At 40.2% G+C, this 14622-nt stretch carries 15 protein-coding genes (1 of these 15 only partly in view); 14 read left to right on the top strand and 1 reads right to left on the bottom strand.

What is annotated here, in order from left to right; translation table 11 throughout:
• From IGI89_RS14025 to IGI89_RS14010, 4 genes are all read left to right on the top strand, one after another.
• Nucleotides 1–587: the 3' portion of a hypothetical protein gene (locus tag IGI89_RS14025; RefSeq protein ID WP_438735752.1), read on the top strand. It extends 328 nt beyond the left edge of the window; 587 of the gene's 915 nt are visible here — the last part of the coding sequence; its start codon lies beyond the left edge, outside the window; the stop codon is at nt 585–587.
• Nucleotides 556–1611 (top strand): hypothetical protein, encoded by a 1056-nt coding sequence (locus IGI89_RS14020; RefSeq protein WP_194188812.1) that lies wholly within the window; start codon nt 556–558, stop codon nt 1609–1611. Before IGI89_RS14025 ends, IGI89_RS14020 begins: the two co-directional genes overlap by 32 nt.
• Before the next feature lie 71 nt (nt 1612–1682).
• On the top strand, nt 1683–2690 hold the full coding sequence (locus IGI89_RS14015) for a zinc-binding alcohol dehydrogenase family protein (protein WP_016619978.1): 1008 nt from the start codon (nt 1683–1685) through the stop codon (nt 2688–2690).
• Nucleotides 2691–3404, top strand: coding sequence for a class I SAM-dependent methyltransferase (locus IGI89_RS14010; protein WP_438735751.1), 714 nt, complete (start codon nt 2691–2693; stop codon nt 3402–3404). It abuts the gene before it with no gap.
• Between the two features lie 131 nt (nt 3405–3535).
• On the opposite strand, the gene IGI89_RS14005 is transcribed toward IGI89_RS14010, so the two are convergent.
• On the bottom strand, nt 3536–4639 hold the full coding sequence (locus IGI89_RS14005) for an SLC13 family permease (protein ID WP_086317363.1): 1104 nt from the start codon (nt 4637–4639) through the stop codon (nt 3536–3538).
• Nucleotides 4640–4801: 162 nt separating this feature from the next.
• On the opposite strand from IGI89_RS14005, the gene IGI89_RS14000 reads away from it, so the two are divergent.
• The 10 genes from IGI89_RS14000 to ahpC all read left to right on the top strand — a co-directional run bounded on the left by IGI89_RS14000 (nt 4802) and on the right by ahpC (nt 14614).
• On the top strand, nt 4802–6271 hold the full coding sequence (locus tag IGI89_RS14000; protein WP_008381983.1) for a helix-turn-helix domain-containing protein: 1470 nt from the start codon (nt 4802–4804) through the stop codon (nt 6269–6271).
• Complete coding sequence (locus tag IGI89_RS13995; protein ID WP_008381982.1) at nt 6268–7632, top strand: FAD-dependent oxidoreductase; 1365 nt, start codon at nt 6268–6270, stop codon at nt 7630–7632. The genes IGI89_RS14000 and IGI89_RS13995 overlap by 4 nt, the downstream gene beginning before the upstream one ends.
• A 635-nt stretch (nt 7633–8267) precedes the next feature.
• On the top strand, nt 8268–9218 hold the full coding sequence (locus tag IGI89_RS13990) for an ABC transporter permease (protein WP_429969892.1): 951 nt from the start codon (nt 8268–8270) through the stop codon (nt 9216–9218).
• Nucleotides 9215–10159 carry an iron chelate uptake ABC transporter family permease subunit gene (locus tag IGI89_RS13985; protein ID WP_061054072.1) on the top strand — a complete coding sequence of 315 codons (945 nt, stop codon included), beginning with the start codon at nt 9215–9217 and terminating at the stop codon, nt 10157–10159. The genes IGI89_RS13990 and IGI89_RS13985 overlap by 4 nt, the downstream gene beginning before the upstream one ends.
• Nucleotides 10156–10914 carry an iron ABC transporter ATP-binding protein gene (locus IGI89_RS13980; RefSeq protein ID WP_008381979.1) on the top strand — a complete coding sequence of 253 codons (759 nt, stop codon included), beginning with the start codon at nt 10156–10158 and terminating at the stop codon, nt 10912–10914. The genes IGI89_RS13985 and IGI89_RS13980 overlap by 4 nt, the downstream gene beginning before the upstream one ends.
• 25 nt (nt 10915–10939) lie before the next feature.
• A complete protein-coding gene (locus tag IGI89_RS13975) occupies nt 10940–11911 on the top strand; it encodes a siderophore ABC transporter substrate-binding protein (protein WP_429969890.1) in 972 nt (323 codons plus the stop codon).
• Between the two features lie 185 nt (nt 11912–12096).
• The gene (locus tag IGI89_RS13970) at nt 12097–12429 is read left to right on the top strand and encodes a PadR family transcriptional regulator (protein ID WP_016612097.1); all 333 of its coding nucleotides are present in this window, start codon (nt 12097–12099) and stop codon (nt 12427–12429) included.
• Nucleotides 12426–13385 carry a permease prefix domain 1-containing protein gene (locus IGI89_RS13965; protein WP_061054073.1) on the top strand — a complete coding sequence of 320 codons (960 nt, stop codon included), beginning with the start codon at nt 12426–12428 and terminating at the stop codon, nt 13383–13385. Before IGI89_RS13970 ends, IGI89_RS13965 begins: the two co-directional genes overlap by 4 nt.
• A 153-nt stretch (nt 13386–13538) precedes the next feature.
• On the top strand, nt 13539–13742 hold the full coding sequence (locus tag IGI89_RS13960; RefSeq protein WP_034871989.1) for a hypothetical protein: 204 nt from the start codon (nt 13539–13541) through the stop codon (nt 13740–13742).
• Nucleotides 13743–14050: 308 nt separating this feature from the next.
• Entirely contained in the window at nt 14051–14614 is a 564-nt protein-coding gene (gene ahpC / locus IGI89_RS13955) for an alkyl hydroperoxide reductase subunit C (RefSeq protein ID WP_005226227.1), read from the top strand.
• Nucleotides 14615–14622: the final 8 nt, after the last annotated feature.

The following is a 14622-nucleotide window of genomic DNA, read 5'->3' as shown; positions in this document are numbered from 1 at the left end:
CTACGGTGCATTACTATAAGTTAGGAACCTATTATCATGAGCGAGCGACGATTGGTATCGATGCGAGTATTCCCGAAATTTTTGTTATCCCTGAGATAGATGAAGAATGGGAAAAGTTCCAACGAGGCAGTCGTGAGATGCTGACAGCAATCGAACAGCAGATGGACAAGCTGGAAGCCAAACGGATCACTGCGTTATCAGAAGTGAAGGAAATCCAAAATCAGATCGATAAACTTACGGAAGCCGAAAATGAATTGACGGAATCAAAGGGCTTTTTCAATCGGACAAAAATCGATGAAGAACTAGAGCGTTTGACTTCTGACCGGAAAGCTCTAGAAGCCAAACGTAGAGAATGGGAAAGATATTCAAATAATAATGAAGAAGTTTTTGCTGAAAAAGAACGCCTGCAGCAGCAATATCAAACATTGCGTTTAAAGAAAGCAATCGTAGAAAAAGAATTCCGACAAATTGATACTTTTTTTGGTTCTTTTGAAGAATTCAATACTAAATTATTGGCTTTCTTAGCTCAGTATACGGGAAAGGAGCTGATTGAAATTGACGAAAGAAACACAGAAAAATCCTCTTGAACCACAACTGATGGATCAGGAAGAGACTCTAGAAGTTCAACCAGAAGAAGTCAATGAGGTCGACGAAAATTCAGCAACCAATGCGTCTACCACAGTTGATGATCGCTCTTTAGTAGAAGACAATGTAGAGGATGATTCTTTCAAATTAGTGGAAGAGGAAGCGGAATATGAAGATGATTACTATGCTGTAAAAGCACAAGATCATCAGCGCATCGAGTCCCTTATTGAACAAGCCGAAAATGAGCTAGCTGATTTAAAATTGCGAAAATCAATCATGGAGGCTGATTTCTCCGGGTTGCTCAACCATTATCGTCATTTGATCTTAACAGAACAAGAAATCTCTGTCATTGCAAAAAAAACCTTGCTTGAGTACTATGCCTATGAATTCTTGAAACCATTAAAAGTGATTCATTTAACAGCTACCGACAATTACGATACCTGGAAGACAAAGCACTTCAATGTCCGCTTTCGTTTAACAGAAACAAAAGAACTAGAGTTTAGTTTTAAGTTAAATCCGGTCAATTCAAGTTACCAATCAAACTATTTGCCGTTGTTGACAATCAATTCAAATTCCCAGTCGGTGGTGGTCAACGATGAACAGATTTTACATCTGATCAGTCAATGGCATGCCGATAATATTTTCTCAGTCAATCAACTTTCACTGTTTAATTACGATGTAAATTTGATACTGGCTCATTTAAAAGAATTGGATTTTACTGTCTCGCCAAGTTTGATCGACAATACCCAAACCTTAGCTGTCGATATGGAAACAGATTTTCCTGTTGCAGCGGAAGTCCTTGACCAAATTTTCATCATCACGATGGAGAATCAGTCGTATGATTTTATCACAGAAAACAAAGGCGAGATCCTTGTTCTGCTTGATAAAAATCAGCGTTTGACGATTCATTTGTACACAGAATCAACGTTACTCACGATTGACTCGGATCAATGGAAGCGATCTTTATTGGATTTCTTCACAAGTTATCCGTTTTTGGTTCCGCTTGTCGTTCAAGGTGAAGAATAAATGTTCTAAATTGGTTAAAAGTGCTAGAATGGTTTTTATAACTATTCAGCACTTTTTTTGGAAGGAGCAGTATGATGATAAATAAAGCACTAGGTTTTTATGAAGGACGATCTTTAGATGATCCAGAAGTATTTATTGAAAAGGAATTTCCAATGCCAACTTGTCAGGCAAACGATCTATTGGTGGAAGTGCAAGCTGTTTCTGTGAATCCAATTGACACGAAACGCCGTCAAACAACCACTTTAAGTGAGAAATTCCATATCCAGGGATATGATGCAGTAGGTATAGTACATGAAATCGGCTCAGCAGTTAATGGCTTTGCCGTTGGTGATCGGGTGTTTTATGCTGGAACCACACAACGACCTGGTGCGAATCAAAGGTTTCAAGTCGTTGATTTTCGAATCGCAGCAAAGGCGCCAGCCGGCTTTTCTGACGGTGATCTTGCAGCTATGCCATTAACGAGTATTACGGCATGGGAATTGCTTTTTGAAAAATTTGGGTATGTGCCTGAAGAGAACGCGAATGAAGGATCAATTTTATTGGTCAATGCCAGCGGTGGTGTTGGCTCGATTGCGGCGCAACTAGCAAAATGGGCAGGATTGACAGTCTATGGCACTGCGAGTCCTAAGAACGATCAGTGGCTTAAAGACAATCAAGTGGATCAGGTACTGAATCACCGCTTGCCGTTAGCTGAACAAATCACTGAACCTTTTTCAGCCGTTGCACTTTTTTATGACGCCTCGGCCTATTTGCCACAATTAACAAAAGCAATCTTGCCATTTGGCAAAGTCGGAATGATCGTGAATACGAAAGAAGCGCTAGATTTAAATCCATTTAAAAACCTCGGCATCGATTTTTATTGGGAGTATATGTTCACAAAAACAGATGCTCAGTTGATGATTGAAACACAAGGGGGCATTTTGCAACGGATCGCCTCGTTGCTCGCTGACAAAAAGATCCATACGACTGCGGTCCAAACGTTTGATGGAGGAATTACCATCGAGACCTTAAAGCACGCTACAAAAGCGGTTGAACAAGGAACGAAAGGAAAGACAGTGATCACTGGAGGCGTCCGCTAAATGGAAGAAGAGGAAGCGATGCTGTTTTGGGATGAATTCGCGCAAGAATATGCGCAAATTCAAAGAGAATCCCAATTGAAAATCGCCGAAGAGGCAGCAGCTTTTTTGATGGAGCAGAAAGTGTTTCCGATATCGACCTTCGTTGACTTTGCTGCGGGCACTGGTCGCTACATTTCAGCTTTTTATCCTTTTGTAGATGAGTATTACGCAATTGATTTTTCAAAAGAAATGTTAAAAATCATCGAAGAAACGATGGAAGATCCGATGAGCAAGCTCCATCTGGTTCAGCAGAGCCAAAAAGACTTTTTATCTGCAGACCAGCACTGGCCCTGTATTTTTATGGCAATGAATCCAGCAGTCAGAGACAAAGAAACCTTGCTTCAGTTTCAAAGAAAGGCCCATCAATTAATTATTCTAAGAATGATCGCAGAAGAAGAGAACGTGTTTCAGCCTTATGAAAAAAATCATTCAGCGAAGAACGATCTGAACCTAAATACTTGTTACAAGAAGTGGTTTACAGAAGAAGCGATCGATTGGCAGAGTCGGCAATTCGAGTATATTTTGAAGGAAGAGATCGATCAAGAATTATTTCATCTTTATTTTGAGGAGGAGTATTCATTGGAACAGCGGCAAGAAATGGTTCAACATGTCTTTGGTGAGGCATTGACTGTCGAAAGCCAAACGAAAATCACCTTTGAGCTTCTCTTAGCCTAGGAGAAATCACACAATAGACATCAAAAAACGAGATTCTGACATAAGATCAAGAAACAGGTACAGCAAGTAGGGTTCTGTTGACTGCTGACTGGAAACATCTTATGCTGGAATCTCGTTTTACAGTGAATTTACTACAATAAAAGGTAGACGATACTGCCTAATAACAGTAAAAAAACGACGTTAACGATAAAAAATAGCTTTTGAAACATTCCCGCTTCTTTGGGTCTGGCTTGTTTCAGTAATTTGTACCCAATCAAATTCGCCAAAGAAGCAATCAATGTACCCAAACCACCCACATTGACGCCCAAAAGAACGGCTTTTTCTAAATCGGTGAAAGGAGCAATCAAAATCGCTGCAGGAACGTTAGATATTCCTTGAGAGAGTAAAATACTACCTAAAAAAGCGCGATGTGTTTCTTGAAAATATGGTCGAATGTGATCGGTGACCAGAGGTTGGTCTTGAATATTCCCAACGATCAAGAAGAAGCAGAGGAAGGTAAGTAGTAACCGATAATCAACTTTTGCGAATAATCGTTTGTTGCTAAACCAAACCACGGCTGCGACGACGAGCACAGCGATTGAAATAGGTAGAACACTAAAAATACCAAGAATCATAAGGACAAATAATCCTGCATTGAGCAGCGCTGGCTTTTTTTCAAAGGGCTCTTCTTGCAGGGCGATTTCCAATGGAGTCTTTGGGATGAGCTGGATCGAAACAAGGAGTAATAGCAAAGAAAGTCCCACAAAGGTGCCGGTAGTCCACATGAATTGTGGCAGCGAAATCTGATAGTAAGAAAATAAAAATAGATTTTGCGGATTTCCAAATGGAAACAGGCTGCTTCCTAAATTGGCTGCCACGATCAAATAGACAGCGCCTAATAAGACACTGGTGCGCTGTTGTTCTTTCCTCGTTAAAAGTAAGTAGATGGGCAATAATGTTAAGATAGCCACGTCGTTTGTTAAAAACATCGAACTGAAGAAGCTTAGCAAGACGATTGAACGGATCAAGTCACGCAGATTGCGACTTTTTTCCACTAATTTTTGTCCAAATGCTCGTAAAAGACCAGCTTCTTCTAACCCATTGATTACTAACATCAACCCAAACAGTGATAAAATCACTTTAAAGTCAATAAATGACCAACGGAAGGTGCCGAAAAAACACGCAATGAGTGCTAGTAACAGGGAAATCGAAAATAATCGATCCGTTCGAAAAAATGCTAACATTCGTTTTCCCATAGTTCACCACCTTTCTTCTCAAGAATTTTACCATTCCCGCGCTTTAGGAACAATAAATAACGCTTTTTCCATATAACTCAAAGGCATTCAGGCAATTTTTATAGTTGACAAACGACCCATTAATTGGGAAATTAGTATGTGAAAGGTGAAGGAGGTTCAAAAATGAATGTTATGCAGCTGCTTGAAAAAAATCAGCAGGTTCATTTTCAAATTTTAGCTGTTTTTTTTCAGAACGGCTCAGAAATCTCTTACAAGAAACTTGCAAAAACATTATCCATTTCCGCACCCACTTTGCAAAAAGAACTTCAAAATCTTCATCAAAATTTAGTCGCTTTCCATGAGGATGCGGCATTGACTTATTTAGAAAATGATCAAGTACAGTTAACACTTCCGCTTGATTTCTCACTAAAAAAATTCTTTTATGCGTATCTTTCAGAAGCAATCGATTTTCAGATATTGTCGTATTTGTTTTTTCATCGAGATGAGTCAACGACGAAAATGATGTTAGAACTGATGTTGAGTGAAGCTTCATTGTTTCGTCGATTCAAAGCCATCAATCAGTTATTGAAAGAATTCGACATCCAATTAAAAAATAAAAAATTGCTTGGGGATGAAAAACAGATTCGCTTTTTCTATTATCAGTTTTTTTCACAAAGTTATCCCAATGAAGAATTGATCGCTCGCTTGAATGCACCAGCCATCAACAATTTGATTCGAGTAATCGAAAAACAGCTACAGACAACGTTTAGTCAATCCGAACGCTGGAAAGTCGGGCTGTGGTTAGGTATTATGGAAGCCCGTTTTGATTATCGTGGCTCGCAGCAGCATGAAGCATCGTATCCATTGTTGAAGTCATTGGAAAATGAAGCGATGTTCCAGCTTTTGCGGAATATATTAGGACGCTATCTCAGTCGTTTTGCCGTATCCTGGAGCGATTATGAAACGGTTTATTTCTATTTATTTTTATTAGCTGAAGGCTTGATTCGCCCTTCACTGGATGACTCCTTGCAAAAATCACTTTTCTTCCAAGAGATCGATGCGTTAAATGGGGAGCTGCTGCAGGCAATTGGTGATAGTGAGAGAAAGACTACAGAAACTTCTACGGAATTATGCGTCTTCTTGACGAGTGTGACGATCCAAGCGTTGTATATTCATGGCGGCATTATTGCCTTTGCTGAATTTCAGCCGCAAAGTGTTGCGAATGAGAGCTTGATTGAAGTGGCACAGCAAGCAATCGAACAGTTGGAGAAAAACGTAAACCAGTCCTTTTCTCTTGAGAAAAAGCAGCATTTGACCAATGAATTGCTTTTGATCCGTCAATGGATTCAAGTAAAACAGGAAAAAGCATTTACGGTCGGCATTTTGTTGACTCAATCACGATTACGCAGTGGCTTTTTGCGGCGTTTTTTGATCAAAGAATTGGCTGGCTATCCGAATATTCATTTTGAGGGGACGAAGGAGAAGGATTATGATTTATTGATCGTTGATCATTCTGAGATCTCGGAAGGCTATCGTTATAAAAAACGATTGATTTTAACAGGTGGGGCAACCCCATTTGAAGAAGAGCGGCTTCATCAAATCGTGGATGAAATACGCAATGAGAACCTTGAAAGCGAGTTGGAAAAGATATGAGAATAGTGATTATTGGAGGCTCTCATGCAGGAATTGCTGCTGCCCGTCATTTAAAAAAAGTTGACCCAAAAGTCGATGTGATAATTATTGAAAAATCAAGCGTTCTGGGTTATGTTGCTAGCAGTTTGAATTTAGTGCTGGAAGGCTACATTCAACGATTGGAAGATTCCCGAACGGCAACTGCGAGTGAGCTTCTTTCTGAAGGAATCAATGTGATGTTAAACAGTGAAGTCACAAAAATCTTTCCGCAAGAACAAACGGTTCATTTTGTCACATCAACGGAATCTTATCAGCAAGAAGACGAAGTGAGTTATGATGGCTTGATTTTGGCGATGGGATCGAGTACTTTCCGTTCGGAGTTTGCCTCAGATGTCGAAGCACATATAACGACCTACAAAACCATTGGTCAATCAAAGCAAGCGTTAGAAAAAATCGAAAGTGCGCAAACCGTGGCGATCGTTGGCGCGGGTCTGATTGGGTTTGAATTGGCGGAATCTTTAAGTGGCCAGCAAAAAGCCGTTCATTTGATTGATCGAATGGATACCCTTTTGTTCCGTTATTTTGATCAAGAAATTGCTGAAATTTTGATGGCGCGCTTTCCAGAGAACTTACAAATCTATCTTAACAGCAATGTCGCCCATACGATCAAAGACGAGAAGGGTGAATATCAGGGAATCGAGCTTTCAAACGGAACCAAGATTCGAGCTGACGTGGTCGTTTATGCCGTAAATCCGCGACCGAATGTCGCATTGGTTGAAGACTTTTTAAAACTAAATCTCGATGGCACGGTATTTACAAATGAATATTTACAAACGTCTGACCCAGCGATTTATGCAATTGGTGACCTGGTTTCGATTCCTTTCAATCATTCGGATAGCTCTTTGTATATCCCTTTAGTGACTAATGCTTATCGGACGGGGATCGTAGCTGCCACCAATTTATTGGCAAATGAACGGGGAACGACGAAAATTCCTTTTCCAAAAATGCAACGGACCGTCGTTAGTAAACTGTTTGGCTATTTCGTCAGCAGTTCAGGTATTAATGAGACCGAGGCACCGTATTACGGCTTTGAAGTAGATTCAGTGACGCAGACATTTCATTCTCGGACATTTTTCGCGACAGATGAGGATTTTGAAGTAACGTTAAAACTGATTTTTGATCAGCAAACGAAAGTGATTATGGGGGGACAAATCATTACGAGTGATCGTGGAAGTTTGGAGATCATCAATACGATCTCAACCTTGATCAATAGCAAGACGACCTTGCACCAACTAGCGACAATGGATTACTTTTTCAATCCAACCATTTCTTTCCCTTTGCACTTTTTGAATCAATTAGCCCTTGATGGCTTGTTAAAGTAAAATAATAACTCTTGATAAACCTGCGATGATCGTAGGTTTATTTTTTTTAATTACAGATAATCGGGAAAGACTATCGATTACAATCAGCGACTGGTATCGCGTATTGAAAACAGGTAGGCTTTTGTCGGAGATTGAATTCAACTGGTATCATGATTTTTTGGAAGAAGAAACTCAAAACGAAAACTATAAAACTCGTTCCACGACTAAACTGTTTTTACTCACAAATTCTTATCGATAGACGAATGGTGTTTAGGTGGAGGAGACGGCGCGTCATTTGCTTTTATCTGAAAAGTTACATCACCATTGCATCAGTAAGTGCTGGCTTTACAAGGGTTTCAATAGATGAAAATAATTGCAAATCTAAGTGATCTGTTATTGAATGATCCTCATAAAATGAATATAGTATGAGCGAGCATTTTATAATTAAAGCAATAAAATAGACAATATTGAGATAAAAATAAGTTTTCTCGCAAGGATATAAGAGAAAAACATCACATAATCCTTTTCTTTACACACTCATTTTTTCGAAATTGCGATAGGAAAGGGATTTTTTTAAAAAAATTCTTGTGATTTTAAGTGAAATACGTTACCCTATTAAAGAGAGTGAGAATCATTCTCAATAAGGAGGGCGGGGCATGTTTAAAAAAATCGGATTACTGCTGATCTTTGTTCTTCTAATGGGTTGCTCCTTGTTGGCAGGCACCCATGAATTGTCTTTATCAGGTTTACAGCAGGGTGATCCGAATCATTGGCTTGTTTTGGTAAAAGTTAGGCTTCCACGGACGATCAGTTTGATCATTGCAGGTGGGATCATTAGTATCTGTGGAAAAATTATGCAACACATGATGCAAAATAAATTTGTGGCCTCGGAGTCGATTGGACTGACGGATAGCGCCCGTTTAGGAATTTTGCTGGTTATGCTCTTTCTACCAAATGCCTCAAATTTGATTCGCACTACAGCAGCATTTGTGTTTGCCTACGCAGGTGTGTTGTTCTTTTTATTTTTAAGCCAATTTCTACCAAAGAAAGATCCAATGATGCTGCCTTTAACAGGGGTGATGTTCGGTAATATCATCGGGGCTATCAGTAGCTTCTTAGCCTATCGCTTCCAATTGGTTCAAAACGTTTCTTCTTGGCTGCAAGGAAATTTTGCCACCATTATGGTTGGACAGTATGAACTTTTGTATTTGACGATTCCCGTTTTCGGTCTATTGTATTTCTTGGCTTATGAGATCACGATCGCCGGTTTAGGAGAAAGTGCGGCTAAGAGTCTGGGAATCAATTACTTGTTCTTGCGTTTTGCTGTATTTGCGCTGGTGGCGTTTGCTAGCAGTATCGTTTTATTGACTGTGGGGCAAATTCCTTTTTTAGGGATCGTTATCCCAAATATGATCGGCATGGTTTTTGGGGATCATTTGAAAAACAATCTGCTTTTGATCAGCTTTGCCGGAAGCGCGTTCTTGCTATTGTGTGATGTATTGGCGAGAATCGTCATCGCACCTTATGAAATGCCGGTCAGTGTTGTTGCCGGCGTACTGGGTGGCTGCTGTTTCTTGATTTTGCTTCTGGGGAGGAAATTTCGATGAAGAAAAAACTCTTTCTTTTGTTGTTTCTGATCCTTTGTGCATGTGGTGCCTATCTGACCTATAACACCTATGGAAACTGGTCATTTGCTTTTGCATTAAGGGGACGCCGAATCTTGGCTTTTGCCTTAGTTGCAATCGCCATCTCCTTTAGTACCATCACCTTACAGACACTGACAAGCAATCGCTATCTGACCCCTGGAATTTTAGGCTTGGACCAACTGTATGTTCTTGTTCAAACCCTTTGTTTCTTTTTTATCGGAGGAATTCAGATGCTGAGCCAAGAAACAGCAACGATGTTTTTGTTTTCTGTCGGCTTAACTGCCGTTCTAGGTAGCTTCTTAATTGGCTTTTTCTATCAAAAAGCAGTCGCTGGGTTGTTTTTGTTATTGATGGCAGGGATGGTCTGTGGCACGATGTTCGGTAGTCTCAGCACCTTTCTGCAAGTGTTGATGGATCCAAATGAATATGATTTACTACAAGGTCGTTTGTTTGCCAGCTTTGGCAATATCAATACCCAGCATCTATTGATTGCTGCCGCGATCATTTTGCTAGGGAGTATCTGTCTGGTTCTGCTGATTCCAGAATTGAATTTGCTCCATTTAGGAAGTGGGCAAGCCAAAAGTTTAGGTGTATCTGTTCAATGGCTTCATAAAGGTGTTTTATTTTTGATTGCTTTACTGACAGGCACCGCCACTGCTTTAGTTGGTCCAGCAGTTTTTCTAGGCTTTGTGGTGGCAACGATCACCTATCAGCTTTTCCCAACTTATCGTCACGGTTGGTTGTTTTTCGGTGGGAGTTTGATTGGTTTTCTCCTGTTGGTAGGAGGTCAATTCCTAGTGGAACAGGTCTTTCAATGGCAAACGACCATCGGCACCGTGATCCAATTATTAGGCGGTATCTTCTTTATAAGCAAATTGCTGCTGGAAAGGAAAAAAACATGATCGAAACCAAAAATGTATCCAAGAATTATGCAAAAACACAAGTTTTGACGGAATGTTCCATAGCGTTGCCGGAACAGAAAATGATTGCCTTCATCGGGCCCAATGGTGCCGGAAAAAGTACCTTGCTTTCTTTAGTCAGTCGGATGTTGGATCAACGCACCGGTGATATTTATCTGGATGGAACGGAGATTCGTCAATGGAAGTCCAAAGAGCTAGCAAAAAAAATGGCTTTTTTGCAGCAAAGCAATCGCTATGCCGTCAATCTGACTGTAAGAGAGCTGGTGGCATTTGGTCGCTATCCGTATAACCGGGGGCGACAATCGGCAGCAGATGATGGGATCATTGATGACGCTTTGTCTAAGTTATCTCTAACCGAATATAGTGATCAATCGATTCATGAACTTTCTGGTGGTCAGTTACAACGAGTTTACTTGGCGATGATTTTAGCCCAAGATACAGATTATCTACTCTTGGACGAACCGTTAAACAATTTAGATTTAAAACACGCCAACCAGCTGATGAAGCTATTGACAACCTTGGTGGAAGACTATCAGAAAACTGTTGTGATCGTTTTGCACGACATTAATTTTGCAGCACGGTATGCCGATCACATCGTCGCGATGAAAGATGGTCAGATTTTTAAAGCGGCTGACACAGAGGCAGTGATTCAAGAACAACTATTAGAATCATTGTATGAGATTCCAATCAAACTGGTACAAGTGGATGGGCGGCAATTTTGCTACACCTTCCAATAAAAAATATGTTTCAAAGGAGGAAAAAATGAAAAAAATAGCAGTAAGTTTTATGAGTATTTTCGTATTAGCGGGGTTGACCGCTTGCGGCTCGAATAATACAGGGACAACAGATTCAACGGGTACAGCTCAAACCCAAGTAGAAGAAAGTACACAAACGCCGACAGAAGTCGAGATTACGGACAGCAATGGGACTGTCACTGTTCCTTATGCGCCGGAAAAAGTTGTTGTCTTTGACAACAGTGCATTAGATACGATGGATGCACTTGGCCTTGGGGATCGAATCGTTGCTGCCGCAACCAGCAATTTGCCAGATTATTTATCAGCGTATGCGGATGTTGAATCAGCAGGGGGAATCAAAGAGCCTGATTTAGAAAAAATCAATCAACTGCAGCCAGACCTAATCATTATTTCTGGTCGACAACGTGATTTCCAAGAGGAATTGTCTGCAATCGCGCCAACCGTTTTCTTAAGCGTTGACAATAGTGATACTTGGGCATCGATCGAAGCCAACATTACGACCATTGGTCAAATTTTTGGTAAGGAAGAGGAAGCGCAAGAACAACTAGCATCGTTACAAGGTCAGATTGATACCTTGAAGGAGCAAGCGCAAAATGCTGACGAGAAAGCCTTGGTTGTTATGGTAAATGAAGGCAATCTTTCTGCTTTTGGTCCAGGTTCTCGTTACAGTATCTTGTATGACACGTTTGGTTTCCCAGCAGTAGATGGGGAATTAGAGGCGTCGACACATGGACAAAGTATTTCTTATGAGTACTTGCTTGAAAAAAATCCTGATGTCATTTTCGTGATCGATCGGACAAAAGCGATCGGTGGCAATGAAAGCGAAAGTGAATTTGTTGCAAATGAAATTGTTCAAGAAACAAATGCAGGGCAAAACGATCAAGTGATTGAATTGGATGCTGCGGTTTGGTATTTAGCTGGTTCCGGATTGGAGTCGATCCAATTGATGATGGATGATGTCAAGCCAGCCGTTGAATAAATAGGTGAAAAAAATTAAGTAATAAGGGACACGCTTATCAGTTTACTGAGAAAGCGTGTCTTTTTATTCGAACTGTTTCTAGGACCTGCGACTGATTTTTGACAAGTTATCCAGCTTTACTTTACCTGTCGTAGTAATTGATTTATAATTAGTACGACAGATGAAGTAATTTAGGAGGCGATTGCGTGATCTCGAGTGACGGAATTCGCGGCTATAACGACGCAATCATTTTATCCATTCTTTCGAAAGAAGACTCTTATGGATATGAAATATCCAAGCGTATTCGTGAAGGAACAGATGCTTTATATGTGATCAAAGAAACGACGTTGTATTCCGCTTTTACTCGGTTAGAAAAACAAGGATTGATCCGTTCGTATCCCGGAGAAGTGACACATGGCAAAAAGCGGACCTATTACCAGATAACTGCAGACGGAAAAGCAAGCCTTTCGGAGAAACTATTGGAGTGGCAGCAGACGAAGATCGTCGTTGACCAGTTCTTACAAGGAGGAGACAAATGAAAACCATTCATGACTATCTAGACAGCTTATTTTTATCAGTACCCATCACACCGGAAACGAAGAAGGCAAAAGAAGATCTTTTAGCGATTATGGAAGACCATTACTTGGAACTGATTCACCAAGGGAAAAGTGAGCATGAAGCCATCGGTGCGGTGATCAGCGAGTTTGGTTCGGTGGATGAACTGCTGCAAGAGTTAGATGTTTCAAAAGAAGAAGAGCCGATTGATGATTGGTCCGATGCCATCACAGAAGACGATGCGTTTGATTATTGGGGAACTGTGCGGCACTTTGCTTTTTCGTTGTCTTTGGGAATCGGCTTTTGTATCGCAGCTTTTGCAGCTTTGATGCTTTTTGTTAGTTTCTATGCGGAATTATTTGGTGTAATGGTGATGATCCTTTTTATCGCCATCGGGGTTGGTTTTATCATCTCTAGCAGTTTGCACTTTTCCGGTGCTCGTAAACAGTTAGATGATCGTCCGATCAAAAGGGATGCTAAACGAGAAGCCGCTCAGCAACTCGCAAATTATGAAAAAAGTTTTCGAATTGGTCTCGTTTTAGGAATTGGCGCCTGCATTTTTTCGATTGCGCCTGTACTGTTAAGCGAGCTGATTTATTACTCTGTCGAATTCGGTATTGCGCTATTTTTCTTGACGGTTGCAGTAGGTGTGTTCTTTATTATTTATGTAAGTATTATTCGGGCAGGGTTTGCGAAATTGGCTTCGGAAACGTATTTTATTCGCGACGAAGATCATCCCGGTGATCGAGCAACACGTCATAAATATGGCGAATCCGCTGGTAGAGTTACCTTTTTTCGAACAGTCTACTGGCCAGTGATTTTGGTCGTTTACATGCTTTGGTCCTTCATGTTTCATGCCTGGGCTTACTCTTGGGTCATTTTTGTTATTGGTGGTGTTTTAGAAGACTACTTTATCGGTCAGACAAAAGCCAAAAAATAAGAGACATTTCAACCGAGAGTGCTTTCTTTACTTTTAAAAAAAGGAAGACTATAATACGCCTTGTAACTGAATTAAGCAAAAAAGAACGGCGAGAAATGAGATGTTCTCATTGCTTTTTTAAAAGTTCAGAATACAAGAAAAGAGGCAATGGATATGTTAGAAATTCATTATCTGAAAAATGGCAGCAAAGAAGTAACAACAGTTGAATCCCCGGAGCGCTTTCTTGCGAGCCAATACTTGGAAGTCCCACCTTTTCAAGACCATTACCCAGTCGAAGAAGTTTTTCTAGACGGCAAGCGGATCACGTTGAGGGAGCGAACGATCGGTGGATTGTTCAACTATTTCAATACTAAATAAAAAAATTGTCTTTTTCTATGACTCACCTTACTTTGCGAGGAATCATAGGAAGAGGCAATCTTTTTTTGTTTAATTGAGAATAGGAGATGTAATTGAGAATCTAACAGGTAGGAACTTTGCTTAGAAATGATTAGTCAAACTTATTACTATACTCCATTTGCTTTCGATAAAAAATAAATATGCTCATTTCTGAGGATGATAACATTTTTTTTGACTATTTCTGAATAAACTATTGCATTTTGTAGTTAGATATACTAATAATTAATAGAGATTATTCTCAAATAATTATTCTAATTGGAGGAAATGATATGTCATTAATTGGAAAAGAGATTGGTTCATTCGAAGCGAAAGCTTACCACAATGGAAAATTTATCGATGTTTCATCAGAAGATTTTAAAGGAAAATGGAACGTTGTTTGTTTTTATCCTGCAGATTTCTCATTTGTTTGTCCGACAGAACTTGAGGATTTGCAAGACCAATATGCATCATTAAAAGAATTAGGCGCAGAAGTTTATTCTGTATCAACGGATACCCACTACACACATAAAGCGTGGCATGACCACTCTGATGCAATCAATAAAATCGAATATATCATGATTGCTGATCCTTCTCATGTGATCTCAGAAATCTTTGATGTATTAGACGAAGCATCAGGTTTGTCTCAACGTGGTACATTTATCATCGATCCGGATGGTGTGGTACAAACGGTTGAAATCAATGCGGATGGTATCGGTCGTGATGCTAGTGGTTTGATCGATAAAATCCGTGCCGCACAATATGTCCGTACCCATCCAGGTGAAGTATGTCCTGCAAAATGGAAAGAAGGCGAAGAAACTTTAACGCCAAGCTTAGACCTTGTAGGCAAGATTTAGGAGGCTCT

The sequence above is a fragment of the Enterococcus sp. AZ141 genome (genome assembly GCF_051714385.1).
Taxonomy (GTDB): domain Bacteria; phylum Bacillota; class Bacilli; order Lactobacillales; family Enterococcaceae; genus Enterococcus_D; species Enterococcus_D entomosocium.
Note: the sequence above shows the minus strand (reverse complement) of the source record. Positions and strands in the feature narration are given on the sequence as shown.

What these genes read in the sequence shown, in the direction of transcription:
- IGI89_RS13980 (WP_008381979.1), top strand. Translation starts at nt 10,156, where the DNA reads ATGATCGAAACCAAAAATGTATCCAAGAATTATGCAAAAACACAAGTT.
- IGI89_RS13965 (WP_061054073.1), top strand. Translation starts at nt 12,426, where the DNA reads ATGAAAACCATTCATGACTATCTAGACAGCTTATTTTTATCAGTACCC.
- IGI89_RS13975 (WP_429969890.1), top strand. Translation starts at nt 10,940, where the DNA reads ATGAAAAAAATAGCAGTAAGTTTTATGAGTATTTTCGTATTAGCGGGG.
- IGI89_RS14010 (WP_438735751.1), top strand. Translation starts at nt 2,691, where the DNA reads ATGGAAGAAGAGGAAGCGATGCTGTTTTGGGATGAATTCGCGCAAGAA.
- IGI89_RS14015 (WP_016619978.1), top strand. Translation starts at nt 1,683, where the DNA reads ATGATGATAAATAAAGCACTAGGTTTTTATGAAGGACGATCTTTAGAT.
- IGI89_RS13990 (WP_429969892.1), top strand. Translation starts at nt 8,268, where the DNA reads ATGTTTAAAAAAATCGGATTACTGCTGATCTTTGTTCTTCTAATGGGT.
- IGI89_RS13995 (WP_008381982.1), top strand. Translation starts at nt 6,268, where the DNA reads ATGAGAATAGTGATTATTGGAGGCTCTCATGCAGGAATTGCTGCTGCC.
- ahpC (WP_005226227.1), top strand. Translation starts at nt 14,051, where the DNA reads ATGTCATTAATTGGAAAAGAGATTGGTTCATTCGAAGCGAAAGCTTAC.
- IGI89_RS13960 (WP_034871989.1), top strand. Translation starts at nt 13,539, where the DNA reads ATGTTAGAAATTCATTATCTGAAAAATGGCAGCAAAGAAGTAACAACA.
- IGI89_RS14000 (WP_008381983.1), top strand. Translation starts at nt 4,802, where the DNA reads ATGAATGTTATGCAGCTGCTTGAAAAAAATCAGCAGGTTCATTTTCAA.
- IGI89_RS13985 (WP_061054072.1), top strand. Translation starts at nt 9,215, where the DNA reads ATGAAGAAAAAACTCTTTCTTTTGTTGTTTCTGATCCTTTGTGCATGT.
- IGI89_RS14005 (WP_086317363.1), bottom strand. Translation starts at nt 4,639, where the DNA reads ATGGGAAAACGAATGTTAGCATTTTTTCGAACGGATCGATTATTTTCG.